The organism is Anoxybacillus ayderensis (assembly GCF_000833605.1).
GTDB classification, from domain to species: Bacteria; Bacillota; Bacilli; order Bacillales; family Anoxybacillaceae; genus Anoxybacillus; species Anoxybacillus ayderensis.
The window spans coordinates 79,922-98,850 of sequence record NZ_JXTG01000008.1 but is presented as its reverse complement, the minus strand read 5'-3'; the positions used below and the strand labels follow the sequence as shown (position 1 = coordinate 98,850).

General features: G+C 40.9%; 15 protein-coding genes and 4 pseudogenes. 1 reads left to right on the top strand and 18 read right to left on the bottom strand.

From position 1 onward, the window contains the following. From JV16_RS08940 to JV16_RS08930, 3 genes are all read right to left on the bottom strand, one after another. The coding region (locus JV16_RS08940) for a pullulanase X25 domain-containing protein (protein ID WP_042535349.1) at nucleotides 1-5,079 on the bottom strand (5,079 nt) is incomplete at its 3' end. Nucleotides 5,080-5,260: 181 nt separating this feature from the next. Continuing rightward, nucleotides 5,261-5,647, bottom strand: a complete 387-nt coding sequence (locus JV16_RS08935; RefSeq protein WP_042535347.1) for a type II toxin-antitoxin system PemK/MazF family toxin — start codon at nucleotides 5,645-5,647, stop codon at nucleotides 5,261-5,263. Next, on the bottom strand, nucleotides 5,647-5,955 hold the full coding sequence (locus JV16_RS08930; protein WP_035063647.1) for an AbrB/MazE/SpoVT family DNA-binding domain-containing protein: 309 nt from the start codon (nucleotides 5,953-5,955) through the stop codon (nucleotides 5,647-5,649). The genes JV16_RS08935 and JV16_RS08930 overlap by 1 nt, the downstream gene beginning before the upstream one ends. Before the next feature lie 148 nt (nucleotides 5,956-6,103). Between JV16_RS08930 and JV16_RS16185 the strand changes: the two genes are divergently transcribed. Further along, nucleotides 6,104-6,394, top strand: coding sequence for an IS3 family transposase (locus JV16_RS16185; protein WP_141229953.1), 291 nt, complete (start codon nucleotides 6,104-6,106; stop codon nucleotides 6,392-6,394). Here the strand turns inward: JV16_RS16185 and JV16_RS15240 are convergent. From JV16_RS15240 to JV16_RS08865, 15 genes and pseudogenes are all read right to left on the bottom strand, one after another. Continuing rightward, nucleotides 6,393-6,653 (bottom strand): annotated as a pseudogene (locus tag JV16_RS15240) (transposase); the annotation flags it as partial. The gene JV16_RS16185 and the pseudogene JV16_RS15240 sit on opposite strands and share 2 nt — an antisense overlap. Nucleotides 6,654-6,778: 125 nt before the next feature. Next, nucleotides 6,779-7,078 carry a DUF2283 domain-containing protein gene (locus tag JV16_RS08920; RefSeq protein WP_021096047.1) on the bottom strand — a complete coding sequence of 100 codons (300 nt, stop codon included), beginning with the start codon at nucleotides 7,076-7,078 and terminating at the stop codon, nucleotides 6,779-6,781. After that, a complete protein-coding gene (locus JV16_RS08915; protein ID WP_021096046.1) occupies nucleotides 7,047-7,430 on the bottom strand; it encodes a hypothetical protein in 384 nt (127 codons plus the stop codon). Before JV16_RS08915 ends, JV16_RS08920 begins: the two co-directional genes overlap by 32 nt. Next, nucleotides 7,430-7,708, bottom strand: coding sequence for a DUF3467 domain-containing protein (locus tag JV16_RS16100; protein ID WP_035063648.1), 279 nt, complete (start codon nucleotides 7,706-7,708; stop codon nucleotides 7,430-7,432). The genes JV16_RS08915 and JV16_RS16100 overlap by 1 nt, the downstream gene beginning before the upstream one ends. A 100-nt stretch (nucleotides 7,709-7,808) precedes the next feature. Further along, nucleotides 7,809-7,916, bottom strand: a pseudogene (locus JV16_RS15965) (DNA repair protein RadC); the annotation flags it as partial. 81 nt (nucleotides 7,917-7,997) lie between these two features. Then, nucleotides 7,998-9,518: a YifB family Mg chelatase-like AAA ATPase gene (locus tag JV16_RS08905; protein WP_021096111.1), complete on the bottom strand. Its 1,521-nt coding sequence runs from the start codon at nucleotides 9,516-9,518 to the stop codon at nucleotides 7,998-8,000. Between the two features lies 1 nt (nucleotide 9,519). Continuing rightward, nucleotides 9,520-10,095 (bottom strand): transposase, encoded by a 576-nt coding sequence (locus JV16_RS08900; RefSeq protein ID WP_042535338.1) that lies wholly within the window; start codon nucleotides 10,093-10,095, stop codon nucleotides 9,520-9,522. A 580-nt stretch (nucleotides 10,096-10,675) separates the two neighbouring features. Next, on the bottom strand, nucleotides 10,676-11,557 hold the full coding sequence (locus JV16_RS08895; RefSeq protein WP_042535337.1) for an RpnC/YadD family protein: 882 nt from the start codon (nucleotides 11,555-11,557) through the stop codon (nucleotides 10,676-10,678). A gap of 105 nt (nucleotides 11,558-11,662) precedes the next feature. Beyond that, nucleotides 11,663-12,202: a hypothetical protein gene (locus tag JV16_RS15960; RefSeq protein ID WP_244463814.1), complete on the bottom strand. Its 540-nt coding sequence runs from the start codon at nucleotides 12,200-12,202 to the stop codon at nucleotides 11,663-11,665. 13 nt (nucleotides 12,203-12,215) lie between these two features. Beyond that, a complete protein-coding gene (locus JV16_RS15955) occupies nucleotides 12,216-12,590 on the bottom strand; it encodes a hypothetical protein (RefSeq protein WP_244463813.1) in 375 nt (124 codons plus the stop codon). Between the two features lie 63 nt (nucleotides 12,591-12,653). Then, nucleotides 12,654-12,893: pseudogene (locus JV16_RS15235) on the bottom strand (transposase); the annotation flags it as partial. A gap of 205 nt (nucleotides 12,894-13,098) precedes the next feature. Beyond that, complete coding sequence (locus JV16_RS08880; RefSeq protein ID WP_042535331.1) at nucleotides 13,099-13,392, bottom strand: hypothetical protein; 294 nt, start codon at nucleotides 13,390-13,392, stop codon at nucleotides 13,099-13,101. A gap of 60 nt (nucleotides 13,393-13,452) precedes the next feature. After that, nucleotides 13,453-13,662 carry a YegP family protein gene (locus tag JV16_RS08875; RefSeq protein WP_167333730.1) on the bottom strand — a complete coding sequence of 70 codons (210 nt, stop codon included), beginning with the start codon at nucleotides 13,660-13,662 and terminating at the stop codon, nucleotides 13,453-13,455. 666 nt (nucleotides 13,663-14,328) lie between these two features. Beyond that, nucleotides 14,329-14,469 (bottom strand): annotated as a pseudogene (locus JV16_RS15945) (DNA repair protein RadC); the annotation flags it as partial. Between the two features lie 566 nt (nucleotides 14,470-15,035). Then, on the bottom strand, nucleotides 15,036-18,590 hold the full coding sequence (locus JV16_RS08865; protein WP_052481248.1) for an S-layer homology domain-containing protein: 3,555 nt from the start codon (nucleotides 18,588-18,590) through the stop codon (nucleotides 15,036-15,038). Nucleotides 18,591-18,929 lie beyond the last annotated feature (339 nt).

Genomic DNA, 18,929 nt, shown 5'->3' with positions numbered 1-18,929 from the left:
TTCAACTTCATTTGTTGAAATAGTTGCCACTTTTTCTACTACTTTGCCGTCTTTTTCTTTCGTCTCTACTTTCGGCTGTAAAACAACCGTACCATTTTCACCCTTCACTGGTGTTGTGCCACTTCCTGGTGTTGTGCCACTTCCTGGTGTTGTGCCGCTGCCCGGTGTTGTGCCACTGCCCGGTGTTGTGCCACTGCCCGGTGTTGTGCCGCTGCCCGGCATTGTGCCGCTACCTGGTGTTGTGCCGCTACCTGGTGCTGTGCCACTGCCTGGTGTTGTACCGCTGCCTGGTGTTGTGCCACTGCCCGGTGTTGTGCCGCTACCCGGTGTTGTACCACTACCTGGTGTTGTGCCACTGCCTGGTGTTGTGCCGCTACCTGGTGTTGTGCCACTTCCCGGTGTTGTATCCCCTTGCAACACACCTTCGCGCAATTGTTTTGTTTCGATACTTAGTACGTAGTTTTTCGTATTTTTCGCAATGGCACCACCATCATTTTTAAAGATGTCTGACTTACTTCGTTCAGACGGTTCGATGTGGATGCCCACTTCTTTTTGATTGGCTGCTGGTGTGAACGTGTACGTAAATGACATGTCGTCTTGAATCGTGACACGTTCTTTATTGATCGTTAACACGCCATCTTTAATCGCGTTTCCCTTAATCGTGACGCGTTCCCCTTCCTTTTTCACATCTTCGACAACGACAGGCATGTCAATCCAACGTAAAATATAATCTTGAATGACCATTTTGTTATTGCCTTGATTGTGCACCGTTACTTTTAAATCTGTGCCAATCGCACCGTATCCGTAATAGCTCACATCATCATCCGATTGATCGTCACGTGTATGATCAGCTAGCCCTTCTTGATCCCATGAGCTACCTTTTACGTATTTATAAATAATCGTTTCACCTTCTTGTAGCTCCGTTGTAAACTCCCAATCTGGCGTTACGGCTCCACCGCGCGTCATTTCCCATGCTCCTGTGTTCCAGCCATTGATGCTATTTGGAATTGTAATACGCGTATCTAACGGTGTATAGCTTGGTGCTTTCACTTTAAATGTCACTTCAACCATGACAATGTTCGGTGTAATTTCCACCGCGTTTGATGCCACAAAGTTTCCAGCGCGGTCATACAATTTCACGACATAAGTGTATGTTTTTCCATTTTCTACATCGTAATCAGTGAACGATGTACTAATCGTTGTCGTCGTATGAATGACTTGACCGTTACGCTCAATGACAAGCATATATGCATCATCGTCATCACGGTCAACGAACGACCATAATAAATTGACTTGACCCGATTCAACTTCCGGTTGAACGAGCTGAATGTCTTTTGCTGGTGCTTGTGTATCTTCTGTATTTGCGTTGAGCGTAAATGTTTTTTCGCTTGTGTACACCCAATCGATACCTATATTTGTCGTAAATCCGTAACGGTACGTATACATTCCCGCTTGCAACGGAGTGAAAGATGCGCGGAATACGTTTGCTTCACCATCTTGCCGATCATACACCGCTTGTACGTCTTCCCACTTGTCACCATTCGGCTTTTTCACTTGTAAAATCGCTTGAAGACCATCAGCTAGTCCATGTTTCGTTACATCAGCCATTTGCACTTTTGCTTCAACTATAATTGGTTTAGCTAAATCGAGCACTCCATCGTTCACTTCGGAAAGTAAAGCAACGTTCTCTTTTGTTAATGGATAATGTGGTACGACGCGATTTGTTTCTACTTTCACGGACTCATTCCCATTTCCATCAACAGCTGTAATCGCAAAGTAATATGCTGTACCGTTTTTCAAATTGTCAATCACAACATTTTTTTCGCTCGTTTCTTTGACAAGCTGATAACCTGCACCTTTTAATGTTGATTGATAAATGCGGTACGTTTGGGCATCGCCTTCCCACGTTAGCTCGACTTGACCGATTCCCTCTGTCACTTGCACGTTTGTTACTTTATTCGGAAGATCGACAGTTACTTTTCCGAATAACATCCGACCGTCCATCGCTGGAACACGTAACGTCACTTTTCCATTCGCCACGGTTACATCGTATGAGTCGTGCAGTTCGTCTACAAGTTTCACTCCGTTTGGAATGAGTGAAGCGACATCAAGTTGCACCGTTTGTTCACTATTGCCACGGTTCATCGCAACAAGTGCCACATCGTTTTCATATTGGCGAGCAAAGACGTATACATCCCCTTTAGCATATACCGTCTCAATTGTCCCTTTTGCCAATACATCTTGATGTGTTGTACGAATAGCACCTACCTTTTGATAGTGTGCAATTAATTGCTGATCTTCACTTCCCCACGGATACGTACGTCGGCAGTCTGGGTCTTTTGAACCTGTCACTCCTGCTTCATCACCGTAATAAATGGTTGGAGCACCTGGATAGCCCATTTGTAAAATGGCCGCAAGCTTTAACCGCTTTTTACCGAGCTCTTCATTGTAGTTTGGATCAAGCTCGGCACGTTCATATGAATCTGTTCCGTTTCCAAGCAAGAAGACTGCGCGCGCTGTATCGTGTGAACCAATTAAGTTCATGAGCGCATAAAACGCTTCTTCTGGATAATCTTCGCGAATCGCTGTTAAACGTGCATCAATCTCTTCTGCTTTTCCGTTCCGTAAAAAGTCTAACACGGCTCCACGGAAACGGTAGTTCATGACCGAATCGTATTGATCACCTAAGAAGTATTTCGACGCATCATCCCAAATTTCGCCGAGAATTAACGGTTGTTCTCCATTTTTAAGCGTCGGACCACGATCATAGTCGCCTTGCAACAACTCTTTGCGAAACTCGCGCCAAAACTCTGTATCGACTTCATTGGCAACATCTAAACGCCATCCTGAACCACCTCTCGTGATCCAGCTTTTTGCGACAGAATCATCTTCATAGAAAATATAATTCGCAAGCTTTTCATTGTTTAACTCGCTCGCATACCGTACTTTATTACCAGTAATTGATTTGAATTCTGGTAAACTATCAAATCCCCACCACGATTGATATTTGTATACACCGTTCACCTTTTCGTTTTCAATATTGAACCATAGGTGGAAACCATACGGGCTAAACTCTTGTCCTTCATTTTTAAACTTTTGCTCAACTTGAGCACGTGCTTCTTCTTCCGATAATCCTTTTTCGTTCATGAGATCATATACAGCCGACCAATATTCGTACGCTCCGACTGTTTTATATTTGCCATATCGGTCGAAGTAAATGGAATCATCCGATACGTGGTTAAATACACCGTCTAAAATTAAGTGCATTCCACGTGATGCAACCGCTTGCACAAATGATTGAAACTCTTCAGGTGTACCAAACATCGGATCAAGTTCTTTAAAATTATGAGCATCGTACTTATGATTTGATGGAGCGTGCGCAATCGGATTTAAATATATTGTATTAACCCCAATAGATTGTAGGTAATCAAGTTTTTGTTCAATTCCTGCAATATCTCCACCGAAAAAGTCGTTTGACCAAATGCCGTCACCATCATATCCAGTAGTTCCTTTCATGCGCGGGTTGTCAGGAAGCTGAGACCACTGACGACGTTCAATTGGTTCATTTCCTCGTGCATTCGATTTTGCATTGTCGTTGCTTGGATTGCCGTTAAAGAATCGATCAGGGAAAATTTGATATACAACCGCATGCTTCATCCAATCTGGCGTTTTATAGTTTGGATCGTATACAGTTAGCTGGAACAATTCAGCATTTTTATCAACTGCTCTTCCCCATTGACCTTCTTGTGTATCCTCTCCATATTCTGCTTTTGCTGAACCGTCCATCGCAATGAACTTATATGCGTACAATCCTTTGTCATCAGGCTTAAACGTTGCTTCCCAATATTCATCATCACCGATGACTCCAACTTTGTTCATTGTATATAACTTCGCTGTTCCTGTCGTTGTATTTTTCACATATACGTTCGCTTTTGTTAAATCCCCTTTTTTCGCCGCTAGTCGAAGCGTTACGCTTTCTCCTGCTTTTACTGCACCGAACGGTTGGCGATATAACGAATCCCATGTGTTATGTTTTAAACGATTCTTTTGCACTGCCCCATCTGAGCCAATTGGGCTATAGTCTGTGTATAATGTTTTTTCTTTATCGTTAAAGAAAAACGTTATAGTCATATCTTCCAATACGTTTAATTTCGCATTGTCTTGCGGATAATTTTCGGCCCAGCTATTCCCTAATGTCACCTTAAATTCGTACATCCCTTTTGGCACACGTGCCGTGAACGTGTAAATGGAGTCAAAATTATCATCAATGAGAAATGCTGTTGACTTTTCTGGGGTCCATCCGTTTACTTCCGTTTCATAACCGATCGCTGGCAAAATTGTTCCGACTAAACGCGGCTGTTTGTCTTTTGGGATTGGCGTATACCACGTCGAGTCCGCAATCGCGTGCGTGCGGTCATGATAGTAAAACGTCACTTTCGTTTCTTTTTCTAACGTAAGTGGAATATCTGTACCATCACGTCCACCAGCACCGTAATTTTCATCCCAACTACCGTTAATGGCGATTTTGTACTTATACGTACCTGCTGGAAGCGTTCCTGTAAACGTGTACAAACCATCGCCTTCATGCTTCATAATTGTCGCAGTCGCTTTTGGATCCCACTCGCCTGTATGTCCTAACTCATCTTGTAAGTTCCCAACGAGCGTGACGATGCGTTGTTGTTGAACAGGTTGACCGACAACAACGACGCTATTTTTCCCACCATATCCATCATCTACTTGATTTTTATTTAGTGGATCTGGCTTCCAATTTCCATCCACAACAAACTTGTACATATATGTTCCGTCTGGAAGCGTTTTTGTGACTGACCAAATATGGTCGCTTTCTTTTGTCAATTCAATCTTTTTGTCTCCACTTGTTTGCCAGCCGTTAAACGATCCGGCTAATAAGACAGACTGCTCCTCCCCTGTGCCGACATAACGGAACGTCACTTCATTTCCGTTTACAACAGGGCTTTGCACGTTTTCATTAGCGCGAACGATTGCACTAAATGAAAACAATTGCACCAAAAGCAAAAAGATTGAGAAATAAGCGAAATGCTTTCTCCATCTTCTCCCCACGATCGTCTCCTCCTTTTTGAATTACTTTTTAAGTGAAACCGTTTGCACAAAGGGGTACAGTAAGGGGGGAACAAACGGTTCCACCTACCAACTATCGTACATAAAAAATTCAGAAATTTCAACAAAACTTTTTGAATTTTTTATGGATTTATACTGCTTCGGGCGGTGACTGGCACGTATCTCAAGTCAAATATGTTTCTATTTTCGCTAAGCATTCATCAATGATTTTATCTATTTCTTCAATTTGCGCATCCTCTGGATTATACTTTTTTAAAATTTTTAAATGCCGAGCTTTCCAATCCAAAGATTTAATTTGATCAGTTAAAACTACCCCTGTTATTGGATAGCCATCGCTACCAAGAGATATCCCTTCTTTTGGTAAATCTACTTCGAAAGGATAACCCTTCTTTTGATTGGTAATCGGACAAACAGCTATAAATCCTGTTGCTTGATTGAATTCTTTAGGCGATAAAACAATCGCATTCCTTCTCCCTGCCTGCTCATGACCGACTTGTGGATTGAAGTTTAAAACAACGAAATCGCCTCTCTCTGGTACGTCTATTGTCATTAAATCAATTCACGTCCTTCTATCCCGAAATCAATTTCCTCATGTCGATTTTCAGGTGTAATCTGTGATATTAGTTCTTCCAAGGTGTATTTCTTCCTTGCTCTTTTTGGCTTTAATGTGATGATACCTTCATTTTCAATTACATTTAATTCTATTTCAGAACCTTGTTTAATCCCTATTTGATCAGCAACATCTTTTGGGATACGAATGCCCAAACTATTTCCCCATTTTTGGGCAACAACTGTAGACATATAGTCCCCTCCTTTCCTTTGGTTTATTTTGCTTTCTAAATGTTCCTTTGAGTTCATTATATCACCCTAAACCTAAAACGTATATACATAGTATATACGTTTTTCGAAGAATGATACCTTTGATTGTTCGACAAACAAATATTTTCATCACAAAAGCAATCATTTGAATCGATTAATTAACAATACATTTTCGATTACACCAAGCATGTCGAGAAAAGCGAATGCGCTTCATAACGCATGCATAGAGAGCTTTTTCTCCTATCTCAAAACAGAGATGGATCAGGATTTGCAACATGCGAAAAGTGTGGAAGAGGCAACGCAGTTCATTCATGATTACATTCGCTATTATGACCACCAACGTGTACAAGGTGTTCTTTATTATGAAACACGACTCAATATGCAAAGGCTAGTTAAAAACAAGCACAGATGGGCTACATTTCCTCCTTCTCGTCTTACCTACATAAACAAAACGAAACTGAGGAGTCTGAAGGTGTGATTACTTTTGAAATGGATTCATGCTGTGAGCGGAGTTGGAGATGGAAATGATTCGTCATAAGACAATACGAAGCGAGTTCAAATGGTATTTTTTCATGGAGCTGTTCAAGAATATGCAAAAACGCACGAAAATCATTCGTTTCTTTAAACAACGGATCACGCCGATTCCCTCGACAAACAATATGGTAAAACAAATGCGGCACCCATATCCGCCTTGCCCGTCCCGCGCCTTTCTCCCCTTTCAAAATATTTTCGCACATTTCTTCGACAAAAATAGCGAAACTCCTGCATGTTTGGAGAGATTTTTTCAATCCAAACAAAAACCTATGGTGACTGGCACGTATCCAAAAAAAGAAACAGAGAGCCACTCAACGACTCTCTGTCTCTACCAATCTTCGACAAAATTCGGGTGGTGACAGGCACGTATCCCATGAAGCTGTTCATTAATCGAGTGAAAATTGATACGAATCGGTATATGTTTTGTAACCGCATCAACATCTCTTTTCTTATAATCCATAATAACAACACCTGTAATTACATCATCCTCTTCGGAAAATCTAATGAATACACCAGGAGCTGCTTCATCATCATATGACACTTTTGGCTCGCCAAAATAAATATACAGGACATCATGATCATAATCATAGGAGTATTTAATATTCCCTTGTAGATTTTGGACGAACATAAATAGCACTCCCTATTTCTTGATTCAATCTATTTTTCGCAATAACTGTCACCACATCCCCGTACTCTACATTTTGATGGTCCACAATGACAACTAACGCTTTTAGTGACTGAAATTTCGGCAGTTGGACAAGATCGATATATTTTTGTCTCGTATCATTTTGATTCTTAGGATTATTCGGTAAGATAAAACACGGATCTTGAATCACACCTTTAATCATTTCTTCTTGACCAACAAATTCCTCTCTAGTGTGATCTCCTCCAATAATGTGATAGTTCCACGTTGTGCTTTTCAGTCGAATTTCTTTTCCGAAAGGATCCTTAGTAATAAATATATAATCCCCGTCTTTCATTATTCCCCACTCTTCACGCCAATTATTCCTTGTTCAGAAAGCTCACGCATTTTTTCTTCACTCGGCGGAGATGGAATTTCACCAAATATTTCTTCATACTTCTTGACGTGCTCTAACAATAAATAAGCAAATTGTTTCGCATGTTGTGGACTCATCGTTACTTGTCCAAGATATATATTTTCAGTCGGTGATTGCTTTTGAAGATTAAGGATAATGTCATGAAGCCCCATCATAATATCAATGGAATTGCAATAAACATTAAAAGGAACTGTATCCATATTCTCTTCCCCAATCTTACTTTCTTTATTATATTTTAACACGACCAAAAGCTTTCCTGCATCACTGAGATTTTTAACAAAAGGGAAATGCCATGTGGTGCAACTGATACGCATCTTCTGGCGACTGAACACGCCGCTCCCTGTATAACACACTCCCCTCCCGAACGAGCTTCAAGCTTACAATGTTCACACGCTTTGCAGGCTGCATCCGACTCCCTCTTAAGATGGAAATCATCTCAATTCCTTAAGAGGAACATGGGTGTGACAGACACGCATAATAACAGTCATACTAAAAACCCCTTTTCATATTTCTTTCTTGACGTCCTTCTTTTATCCTCCGAAAAGCTATCGCCTTCCATAATGCTTCATCTGTAATGTCATCAGTTTTTGCTAAATCGGCAATCGTTCGAGCGAGGCGAATGATTTTTGTTTGAACGCGGTTGCTCCAATCGTATGTAGCCGCCCAATGTTGAAGCAGTTGTTGGTGCCTTTTCGTCAATGGACTTTTCGCAAGCAGTACATCAATTGGCACGCGACCGTTTGTTATTTCTTCACCATACCGTTCATACTGCTTGAAGCGTGCGGCTTCCACGCGGCTGCGAATGGTTTCCGAACACTCTGTTTGTTTTTGCTTCTCGGTTAAATCAACAGCTTCTAATGACAACAGTATATCAATACGGTCATAAATCGGTCCCGATATGCGCTGACGATAGGCTTGTATTTGTTTTGGGCTACATATGCAATATCGCTTTTTCGAACCAAAATATCCGCATGGGCATGGATTCATTGCCCCGATCAAAATGAAATGTGCTGGATACGTCACCGTTGAAGAAACACGACTAATCGTTACTTTTCCTGTTTCTAGCGGTTGCCGAAGCATATCGAGCGTTTTTTTCGTAAATTCCGCCATTTCATCAAGAAATAACACCCCGCGATGAGCAAGCGAAACCTCTCCCGGCTTCGGCTGAGTTCCCCCACCAATCAACGCCACAGAAGATGCTGAATGATGCGGATGACGAAACGGTGGAGAGGAGTCGTTTTTTACTTCCCCTGCTAGTTGGTACAAACTAAGTACCTCCAGCTGCGCTTCATGGGAAAGACAAGGTAAAATCGTTGGAAACGTCTCGGCTAACAAGCTTTTCCCACATCCCGGCGGTCCGATCATTAACACGTTATGTTCACCTGCAGCCGCAACTTCAAGTGCATATTTAGCATATTCATGTCCAATGATATGTTCAAAATCACGATGCGTTTTTTGAGGTGGATGGACATCGGAAAGAGGCTGACTCATCGAAAATAACACTTGTTGACCTTGTAAATATTGCACCACTTGGTCTAATGTTTGAACAAAAACACAATCGATATGCTGCAGGTACTGAAAGGGAAATGCGGGGTCATATGGGGCATATACTTGTTGAAAGCCAAGTTTTTTGGCAGCCAAAATAGCTGGTAACATGCCATCTACTGGCTGAATAGTTCCGTCCAATGACAATGAACCTAAAAATGCGATATGTGATGGAATTGGTTGTTCGAGTTTTCCTTTTACTTTTAAAATTCCAATCGCCATTGCTAAATCAAACATCGGGCTTTGTTTTTTTCGCTCTGGTGGCGAAAGATGGATGACAAGTTTTTGATTCATCACATCGCATCCAAATGCATGCAACGCTGCAATGACACGCTCCCTTGCTTCTTTTACCGAAGTATCAGCTAGTCCAACAATCGCGACAGAAGGCATTCCCGGCAGTTCTTTCACTTCCACTTGTACACGGTATCCTTCCATTCCTCGTAAACCGATGCTACAAACTTTCATTTTATTCCTCCTTGATCACGTCGCTCGTCACAACATCTGTCTTAATAAACTGTATATATTTTTTCTTTTTCTCAACAATAGTTCCTGAAAAATATTGGAGAAGTGCGTCGATGTTCATAAATGAAGGAAGCGGAGTAATCTGATGATAAAACTGAAAACTGCTCCAACGATAATGTTCGGGGAGGTATACCATACGCGCCTCTACAGGATTCAGGTGGATATAGCGACTGACTTCTAACATGCCTACATCATCATTAATGATTTTACTAAAATAACGCTTTTCAAACACATGTCCTGTTAAGCCGTAACGAGTATTATAATAGTTAGCGTATCGTTTATTGATAAGTGCCATGACTTTTGAAATGGATTCATGCTGTGAGCGGAGTTGGAGATGGAAATGATTCGTCATAAGACAATACGAAGCGAGTTCAAATGGTATTTTTTCATGGAGCTGTTCAAGAATATGCAAAAACGCACGAAAATCATTCGTTTCTTTAAACAACGGATCACGCCGATTCCCTCGACAAACAATATGGTAAAACAAATGCGGCACCCATATCCGCCTTGCCCGTCCCACACCTTTCGCCCCTTTCAAAATCTTTTCGCACATTTCTTCGACAAAAATAGCGAAACTCCTGCATGTTTAGAGAGATTTTTTTCACCCGAAACAAAAACCTATGGTGACTGGCACGTATCCCACTTGTCAAACCAGCTATATCATTTGTATAATATAAGCAGATATTTCATAAAATAAAAAAAGCTGAGTGCGGTGAACACCCAGCAGGCAACTACATGCCGCAAGAAGAGCGGCTGACCTTTAGATGTGTAACAGATAAAAAGAAATAACCGTTTCACACCTTTGGTCGAGGGGGACGGTTATTTCTTTTTGTTTATATAGACGACGATGGTGACAGTCAATGTTAGCATTCCGATGAACACTAAGCTGAATTGCGCAATGCGCAATAAGACTCAGTGCTTCATACGTCGTCATATTCCCACCTCCCTTCATCGGGGAAGTGGTCAACCGCCCACCCTGCTTATGTAGTTGCTACGGAGATTGTAACATTTTTCTATCACTCTCGCAATTTCAACAACAGCTGCCACAAAAAATGCGACAGCACATCAACAAAAATACAGAAAAAGAAACAGAGAGCCACTCAACGACTCTCTATCTCTACCAATCTTCGACAAAATTCGGGACGTGACTGGCACGTACACCGTTCCTTTAACTCCTCAATCTCCTCCACAGGAAGTTCCGTTAATTCGTGAATGGTGTGCACATCATATCCTTTGTCTAACATTCTTTTCGCAATATTTCGTTTCTCTTTCTTCTCATACGAAATCATTAATTCGAACACTCGTTCTTTTTCTTTTGTTTCCATTTCATTCACCTCGTTTCGCAACTGTTGTTCTTCCTCATCCGACAGCTTCACATATGTTTCAAAAAAGCCGATTAATAATCGTTGCTTTGCTTCGTCTAATTCCATTCGTACGATCATGCGTAAAAATTGTTTTTTTAGTTCTACCCGTTCACTTTCAGTATACCCCATTTTGCTTAACAACGCAGCGGCGATTGGGTTGTCGTGGCGAATGTAATCACGCCAGTTTTGTTTGCGCAACTCCACAGTAAGAAATCGAAATTGAAGCACATCAAAAAATGGGAATTGGAGCGTAAACGATGAAGGTTCATTTCGAAGAGAATCATAGCTAAATACCGCAATCGGCAACATGCGCTTTCGGTATTTTTCAAACAAGCGGCTAAAGTAAATAAACATTCGCTCTGGAAACGATGGCTGCACGTAACTTTGATTTTCGATATGGACGATAATAAGGCTATCCTCCCCTTTCAACTTCGTCTCAACAAGCAAATCGACGCGATACTTCTCCCCCGCCGTCACATCGGTGAACAATTCCTCCGATAAAAACGACACGTGCTGAAAGTCGATATGCTCATGCACATGCGGGAAAAAGAGAAGAAGAAACTCTTCAAAAAACGTCGTAATCAGCTCTTTAAACAACCGATCATGATCAACCGCCATATATGCACCTCGCTTTCTGTTTTGTTGTGTATTTTCGATAAAAGCGAGGAGATTCCTGCTTTAGGAATGAAAAACAGAGAGCCACTCAACGACTCTCTGTCTCTGTCAATCTTCGACAATCTTCGGGGCGTGGCTGGCACGTTGTTTTTCTAATGTGATGTCAATCAAACGAGCCATTTCTTCTCTTTTCTCCGCTCGATATAAGTCGTCCAATAAATGATGCAACAAATATAGATCCGTAATAAGGTCTATTTTATTTTGCATCGGTTTACTTTCCAAACCTAATCGCGCGCCTAAGTATTTTTTTATCGCCTGCTGGCTTTCGCTAATTCTTGCGCGTTCTTCCGCCATTTGAATGACTCTCGCCATACTTAGCACCTCCATCAATTTTTCCACATACTCCTTATCAATGAACTTGTCGGACACCGCAATAATCGTCGCCAGTAAGCGTACTTGTTTTTCCTCGTCTTTTATTCGTTTAGCGAGTTCAACTGTCTCGATGGCTCGTTCTGAACGATTCACCGAGCTCTGCATTAATGGGAGGAAAATAAGATGCAACTCATCTAGATCCGTAAGCTCTTCTTCGTTCTCTATTTTTGTCCATAAATCTTGAATGATGGCATCACCGTCATAGTTTCTCATCAATACTGCTTGTATCTTATATTGAACGGAGCCATAGCTTTTTTTGCTCTAACACCTTTTCGACATTAGAACCATAAATGACTACTGTTTTAATCGGCTTTTTGTACCTTTCATAAGCGCTCACATCGTATTGAAGAAACCGATCCAAATCCTTCTCATCAAACGTTGTCTGAAACTCAAGATGTAAGTACGTATCGTCCGCTAACAAAAACAAAAAGTCCATTCTTCTGTCATTTACTGCAATAGTCGGCAAATCCACCGCTTCTACGCGAACAATTGGAGCAGTATGAATACCATAAAAGTCGAGAACCTTTTCTTTAAATTGAGCGGTCATATTGCGGAATATGATGTCATAATTATTATACGCAATATCGGTTTGCCCGCTCATCATCACACTTCCTTTCTTTTTATTTTACTACATTTTTCAGTAAAATAAACAAAACGAAACTGAGGAGTTTGAAGATGTGATTACTTTTGAAATGGATTCATGCTGGGAGCGAAGTTGGAGATGGAAATAATTCGTCATAAGACAATACGAAGCGAGTTCAAATGGGATTTTTTCATGAAGCTGTTCGAGGATATGCAAAAACGCACGAAAATCATTCGTTTCTTTAAACAACGGATCACGCCGATTCCCTCGACAAACGATATGGTAAAACAAATGCGGCACCCATATCCGCCTTGCCCGTCCCACGCCTTTCGCCCCTTTCAAAATCTTTTCGCACATTTCTTCGACAAAAATAGCGAAACCCCTGCATGTTTAGAGAGATTTTTTCAACCCCAACAAAAACCTATGGTGGCAGGCACCGTTCCATCTGCGAAAAAAAGAAACAGAGAGCCATTCAACGACTCTCTGTCTCTACAAATCTTCGGGTGGTGACAGGCACCTACCCTAGATATCAATCTGAATCAGAACACAGCAGGCATGATTGCCAGTAGCCGTGTTTCGGATGACTCACTTTCCCTTGTTTTTCCATACTTTTCAATACACCACTGACCGCATTGCTTATAGAAGCATCTACATGATATCCCATTTTTAAAGCAACTTCTCTATCTATATCTTCCTTTTTCATTAGTCTATTGCTATTCTTCAACATTATTTGCTCTACAATTTGATAAACTGTTGGAGTATTTATTCCTTGAATAACGTCCCTTACTACTGTCATTTTATAAAAATGATTATTATTGGACACTTTTCATCCCCTCTTTTCATAGCACTAAGCATTGTTTCTTTTTTAGTCATCTGCGATCTTCTATACAGTCTCGTCTTCCACATCCGCATCTGCGGCATATTTTTTCACAGCTTCAATTCCTTCTTTGCATTTCTGCTTAGTTAAATATGTTTCACTAGTGGCAATAATCTCATTGTTAGGAGCTACCAAAACAAAATAATATTGCCCATCTCCACTTAACTTTATTTTAAATTTTGCGTTTCTTTTTACGTTTATTGAACCAAAAATCACTTCTCTCCCTCCTTCCGTAACCAAATTATTTCACTTACTTAACTAATAAGAGCGAGGTTCGGAAATGAATAAATTCTTTATTTCTCCTTTCTTACACCCTTGAACGGAGTGTTACTTGACGTTTTCACGTCCATAAAACGACCATCTTCGCCACGTTTCACCCATGAATCAGTCTTTGGATTGTACACTTGAGAACGATTCTTCACAGCGCCAATTCTGTAATTTTCTCCTGTATTTTTAGCCAATGAAACCATTCCTTTCTTTCCCAAACCTCACTTCGAACAAGCGATTCGACAGAAAACGAGAAAATCCTTCCATATATTCAACAGTATTTTTCGACAAATTTCGCAGGCATCATAGCGAACATTTCCACACTAGCAACTTGTACGCATCCGCCGACGACTGAACACGCCGCTCCCTGTACAACACACTCCCCTCCCGAACGAGCTTCAGGCTCACAATGTTCACACGCTTTGCTGGTTGCATCCGATTCCCTCCTAAAAAACAAAAATCGCCCCATTCCCAAACGGAGTGAAGGCGTTCAAAGGTATAATATATGTTTCAAATGCTGGTTGATGCGAAAAAAAGAAACAGAGAGCCAATCAATGACTCTCTGTTTCTATCAATCTTCGACAATCTTCGGGACGTGACAGGCACGCTCGCTGCATCCCGATCCGCATCCACCAAAAACGGCTTCAACAGCTGATACGCATCCTCTGGCGACTGAACACGCCGCTCCTTGTACAACACACTCCCCTCCCGAACGAGTTTCAGGCTTACGATGTTTACACGTTTTGTGGGTTGCATACAACTCCCTCCTAAAATAAAAATCGCCCTCATCCCAACACGGAATGAAGGCGTTCAAAGGTATAATATATGTTTCAAACCACGTTTGATGCGGAAAAAAAGAAACAGAGAGCCAATCAATGACTCTCTGTCTCTATCAATCTTCGACAACCTTCGGGGCGTGACAGGCACGCATCCCCAAAGCGGAATGAAGGCGTTCAAAGGTATAATATATGTTTCAAATGCTGGTTGATCCGAAAAAAAGAAACAGAGAGCCACTCAACGACTCTCTGTCTCTGTCAATCTTCGACAATCTTCGGGACGTGACAGGCACGCAGCCCATGTCTCTACCAATCTTCGACAATCTTCGGGACGTGACAGGCACGCGAACTAAAAATAGCGAAACTCCTGCATGTTTAGAGAGATTTTTTTCACCCCAAACAAAAACCTATGGTGACAGGCACCGTTCCATCTGCGAAAAAAAGAAACAGAGAGCCACTCAACGACTCTCTGTCTCTACAAATCTTCGACAAAATTCGGGACGTTCGGGACGTGACAGGCACGCATCCCATTACCGCACTCATTCATTAGTTAATTTTGATCCAATAAGACACGTTTCCAGCTTCATCAATATAACGGACATACACATCTTTTCCAGAAGTACTTAAACCAGTAAATAATTCTGCACCAGCCACAAATGAACTTACAAAATTCGCTGTCGTTCCTTCAGGAGTAACTGAAGATGCCGGAGCACCTCCACCTGTGTTAACCATTACATACTGCAGTTTTACCTTCTCAGATGGCGTCACGTTAGAAGAACCCACTACAATTTTCGCTCCAGTGCCATCAAGAACAAAGTTTCCTGCTGAAGGAGCAGTTGGTGCTGTTTGCTCAGTTAACGTTTGACCAGATTTAAGAGATGTTGCAGTAAATGCATTAGCTCTGTTTGGTGTAGTAGCTTGATCTAATACATAACGTCCATCTTTAAGTTCAACTGTGATATTAGAGACACCGACAATACCGGATTTAACAACTTTAATTTCGAACTTAGCATCACCGGAAGTACCATCTGCCACAGTGAAGTCACCTGCTACAAGATCTAGAACCTCTCCATTAACTTTCACAACTAAATCATTAGCCACCGAAGAGTTAAAAGCAATTGCTTCATCGAACACAACTTCAATAGTATCTGTCGTTCCGGTTTTAATAACAATCGGATCAGTAGACGCAAGAGAAGGCTTCACTTTATCCACAAGCGCCGCACCACTGCTTGCAGCGAGTTGCGCTGATTTAGCACCATTCGTTAGAGAAACCGCACCTTCATCTGCATACAACTTCACACTTACAGGGCTAGAAGACCCGAATGTCGCATTAGCATTTAATGATTGGTTAAGTGTGAGCACTGCAGACTTACCATCTGAAGCAATATTCACACCTGTAACTTGTAAAGATTGTAATTGATTGTTTGATCCGTCAGCAAACTTTACTTTGTTAGGGTCAATTCCTTGCAGCAAGTATCCATTAGTTGTATATACTTTAATTTGATTTTTAGAAATAAGTTCTATTTTTGTTAAATCAATTACACTATTTAGTGTTGGAGCGGCGTCGAACAGAGAAATTAATCCAAGACCGCCAGCACCTGAACCAAGGTTAGCGTTTACTTGTGTGCTAGATAAAGTATTGCCAGCAGCGTCTTTAACCGCAATGACACGTAAATCAGTATTATTAGCAAACGTTAATTGAGTATCAGAAGAACCACGGTTCACAGTAATTGTTACTGATTTGTTGTCGCTTGCTGGTGTTAATGTAACTGTACCAGGAACATCAGCTAACGGAGTATTGTTAATTAAGTAGTTAGCTTTATTTGTTAATGTAGCAACATCCATTGCTTCGCTGAAATAAATAGTTACTTTGCTGTCTTTTTGATCGCCATCTGAGTTGAAGTCTGTACCCGAGCCTTCGTTCACATATTCAACTTTCGTGATAGTCGGAGCAACTTTATCATTTAATGTAACAGGGAACGTTGCTTCGGCAAATTTGTTAGTACGAATGCTTAAATCTGTTACTTTATCTTTTAAAATTTTAATAGTGTGGGCACCAGATAATGATGTACCGCCTGTGATTGTTAGTACATAAACTTTATCGCTTGCTACACCATCAATTACCTTCTTAGCAACGGTTACAGCGTTAGGAAGCTTTTTGTTGTCTTTATCATATAATTCAACAGTAGTTGTTCCAGTAAAGCCTGTAACATCTTCAGAGAATGTAACTTCAATCGTGTTGTCAGAGTTTACTTTTACATTCGTTACAGTTGGAGCTGTTGTATCATCTACAGCTTTGAAAGTGAATGTTTTAGCTTCTTTCACTTCGTTACCGTAGTTGTCTTTAATACCTTTGTATTCAAGTTTAGCTTCTACAACCGCAGCAAGAGTTAAAGATTGACTTAAAGTGAACTCATAAACTCTGCCGCCTTCTTTAGGAGTAGCACCGTTCACAGCAGCTCCGTTTACTTTAATGTTTGCTAAGTTAGATTGTACAGTTGCGTTGTCAACTGGCTCGTTGAATGTAACTTTCACTTTATCTTTGTTTAATACTTCTACAGCCGTTACTTCAGGTGCAGCTGTATCTGCTGGAATGTTTACAGTAAATTCTTTTGCTGCAATTGGTAAGTTTGCATAATCCTTAAGATTTGCAACTTTAACTTTATGTTCCCCAGCAGTTAAAGGTGTATTAAGGTTTAAAACTACCTTATTTTTAGTGTTGATTTCTGTAAGATCTGGAGTCGCATACACGTTAATTCCATTTACTTGAACAATATCTGTTAGCACAGCTGCTGAAGTCGGGAACTGACCAGCACCGCTACCAGTTTGGATCGGCTCAGAAAAAACAATCTCTACTGTTTTTGGAGATGTAGCAGTTACACTTTCAACAGTAGGTAGGGTTGTATCTACTACAGATACAGTTTTCTCTGCTTTCTCAACTTTCTTAGTAGAATCGCCTTTAACTTCAACGTTCTCTACGACAACTTTGTATTCTTTTAATTGAGAATAGCTACCGTTGTTTGTAATTAATAACGTTTTGTTATCATCTAATAAGTTTAAAGTTACACCTGATACTAACGTGTTACCATCGTACACTTTAACATTTGAAGAAGTAACTGTTTTCTTTTCTACTTCTTTGCTGAATTTAACCACAATATTTTTAAGGTTATTCGCACTTACACTTTCAACTTTCGGTGTTACAACTGGCACATCAACTTTCGCTTTGTCAGTTGTTTGACCTTTGTAAGATACGCTGTAAGATTTGCCTTCTTGTAATGCTGTTTTTGTTTTGATCACAACAACTGTTGTTTTCGCTTCAGCTGCTGCAGCAGCTTTAATTGATACAGATTCGATTTCAACGCCTTGGATGGCGAAGTCTTCTTTTTTCACTTCTTTCAATTCACCGTTGAATGTTACTTCTAACGTTTTCTCGTCAACAAGTTTTACAGCTGCGATGTCTGCTGCTGAAACTTCTTTTTTCACTTCCATCGCACGAACGACGAATGAAGCGAATTGACCGCGTGTGACGCTTTGTTTTGGCATGAATTCTGTGTTTTTCGTTACGCCGTTTGCTTCTAATGTTTGGATGTATTCACGCGCCCATGCACCTGCTTTGTCAAGGTCAGTTACTTTTGTTGTGTGGTTTGCAGGTTTTGTTAATTTGAACGCTTCAACAACAACTTTCGCCATTTGCTCGCGAGTGATTGTTGCGTTCGGGTTGAAGTTACCCTTCTCGTCTCCACCCATGACACCTGCAGCTTTCACGATCGCAACTGCTTCTGCTAATTCAGCGTTTCCTGCTGGAACGTCTGGGAAGCCTGCACCTTGCCCAGGAGCTTTTACGCCTGCATCTTTTAAAATGCGTGAGAAGATGATTGCAGCTTCACCACGTGTTAATGATTTGTTTGGTTTGAATGTACCGTCTGCATATCCTTTAATGTACCCTTTTGCTACTAATGTAGCGATGTCATCTGCATGCACGCTTCCTGCTACGTCTGTGAAAGAAGCCGCGCTTGCTACTGGTGCGATCGCTGAAGCAACAACTGCCGCAGAGACTGTACCAGCTAAAAATTTGCGATAAGACTTTGGTTGGTAAGCCATCGACATATTTCCTCCTTTTGTTTCTATTTCTATTTAAGTTCAGCTAAATTTAAGAGATATGTATGTTTTCTCTATCAAACTCTTAAACTTAGCGAGTGAACGACTACAAACTACATTATAATTTTTTCCATACATCGTGTCAACCATTTTTTGAACAGTTTTTCTTTGTTGGAATAACAAAACTTTTTCACATGTAGTCTTCCACCTATTCACCATTTTACCGAATGTTCGACTTTTTTCAATACCTATAAGCGTAACTTTTGACAAAAACTTTTGTTACATAACTGTAAAGTTATAAATCTCCTTCTTATGATACACTTGGAATAGTGTGAAAATGTC

Coding starts and splice junctions, on each gene's coding strand:
- JV16_RS08905 (WP_021096111.1), bottom strand. CDS start 9,518: ATGAAAGTTTGTAGCATCGGTTTACGAGGAATGGAAGGATACCGTGTA.
- JV16_RS16100 (WP_035063648.1), bottom strand. CDS start 7,708: ATGGATACAGTTCCTTTTAATGTTTATTGCAATTCCATTGATATTATG.
- JV16_RS08920 (WP_021096047.1), bottom strand. CDS start 7,078: ATGTTCGTCCAAAATCTACAAGGGAATATTAAATACTCCTATGATTAT.
- JV16_RS15955 (WP_244463813.1), bottom strand. CDS start 12,590: ATGATGAGCGGGCAAACCGATATTGCGTATAATAATTATGACATCATA.
- JV16_RS16185 (WP_141229953.1), top strand. CDS start 6,104: ATGTCGAGAAAAGCGAATGCGCTTCATAACGCATGCATAGAGAGCTTT.
- JV16_RS08935 (WP_042535347.1), bottom strand. CDS start 5,647: ATGACAATAGACGTACCAGAGAGAGGCGATTTCGTTGTTTTAAACTTC.
- JV16_RS08895 (WP_042535337.1), bottom strand. CDS start 11,557: ATGGCGGTTGATCATGATCGGTTGTTTAAAGAGCTGATTACGACGTTT.
- JV16_RS08930 (WP_035063647.1), bottom strand. CDS start 5,955: ATGAACTCAAAGGAACATTTAGAAAGCAAAATAAACCAAAGGAAAGGA.
- JV16_RS08915 (WP_021096046.1), bottom strand. CDS start 7,430: ATGAAAGACGGGGATTATATATTTATTACTAAGGATCCTTTCGGAAAA.
- JV16_RS08865 (WP_052481248.1), bottom strand. CDS start 18,590: ATGGCTTACCAACCAAAGTCTTATCGCAAATTTTTAGCTGGTACAGTC.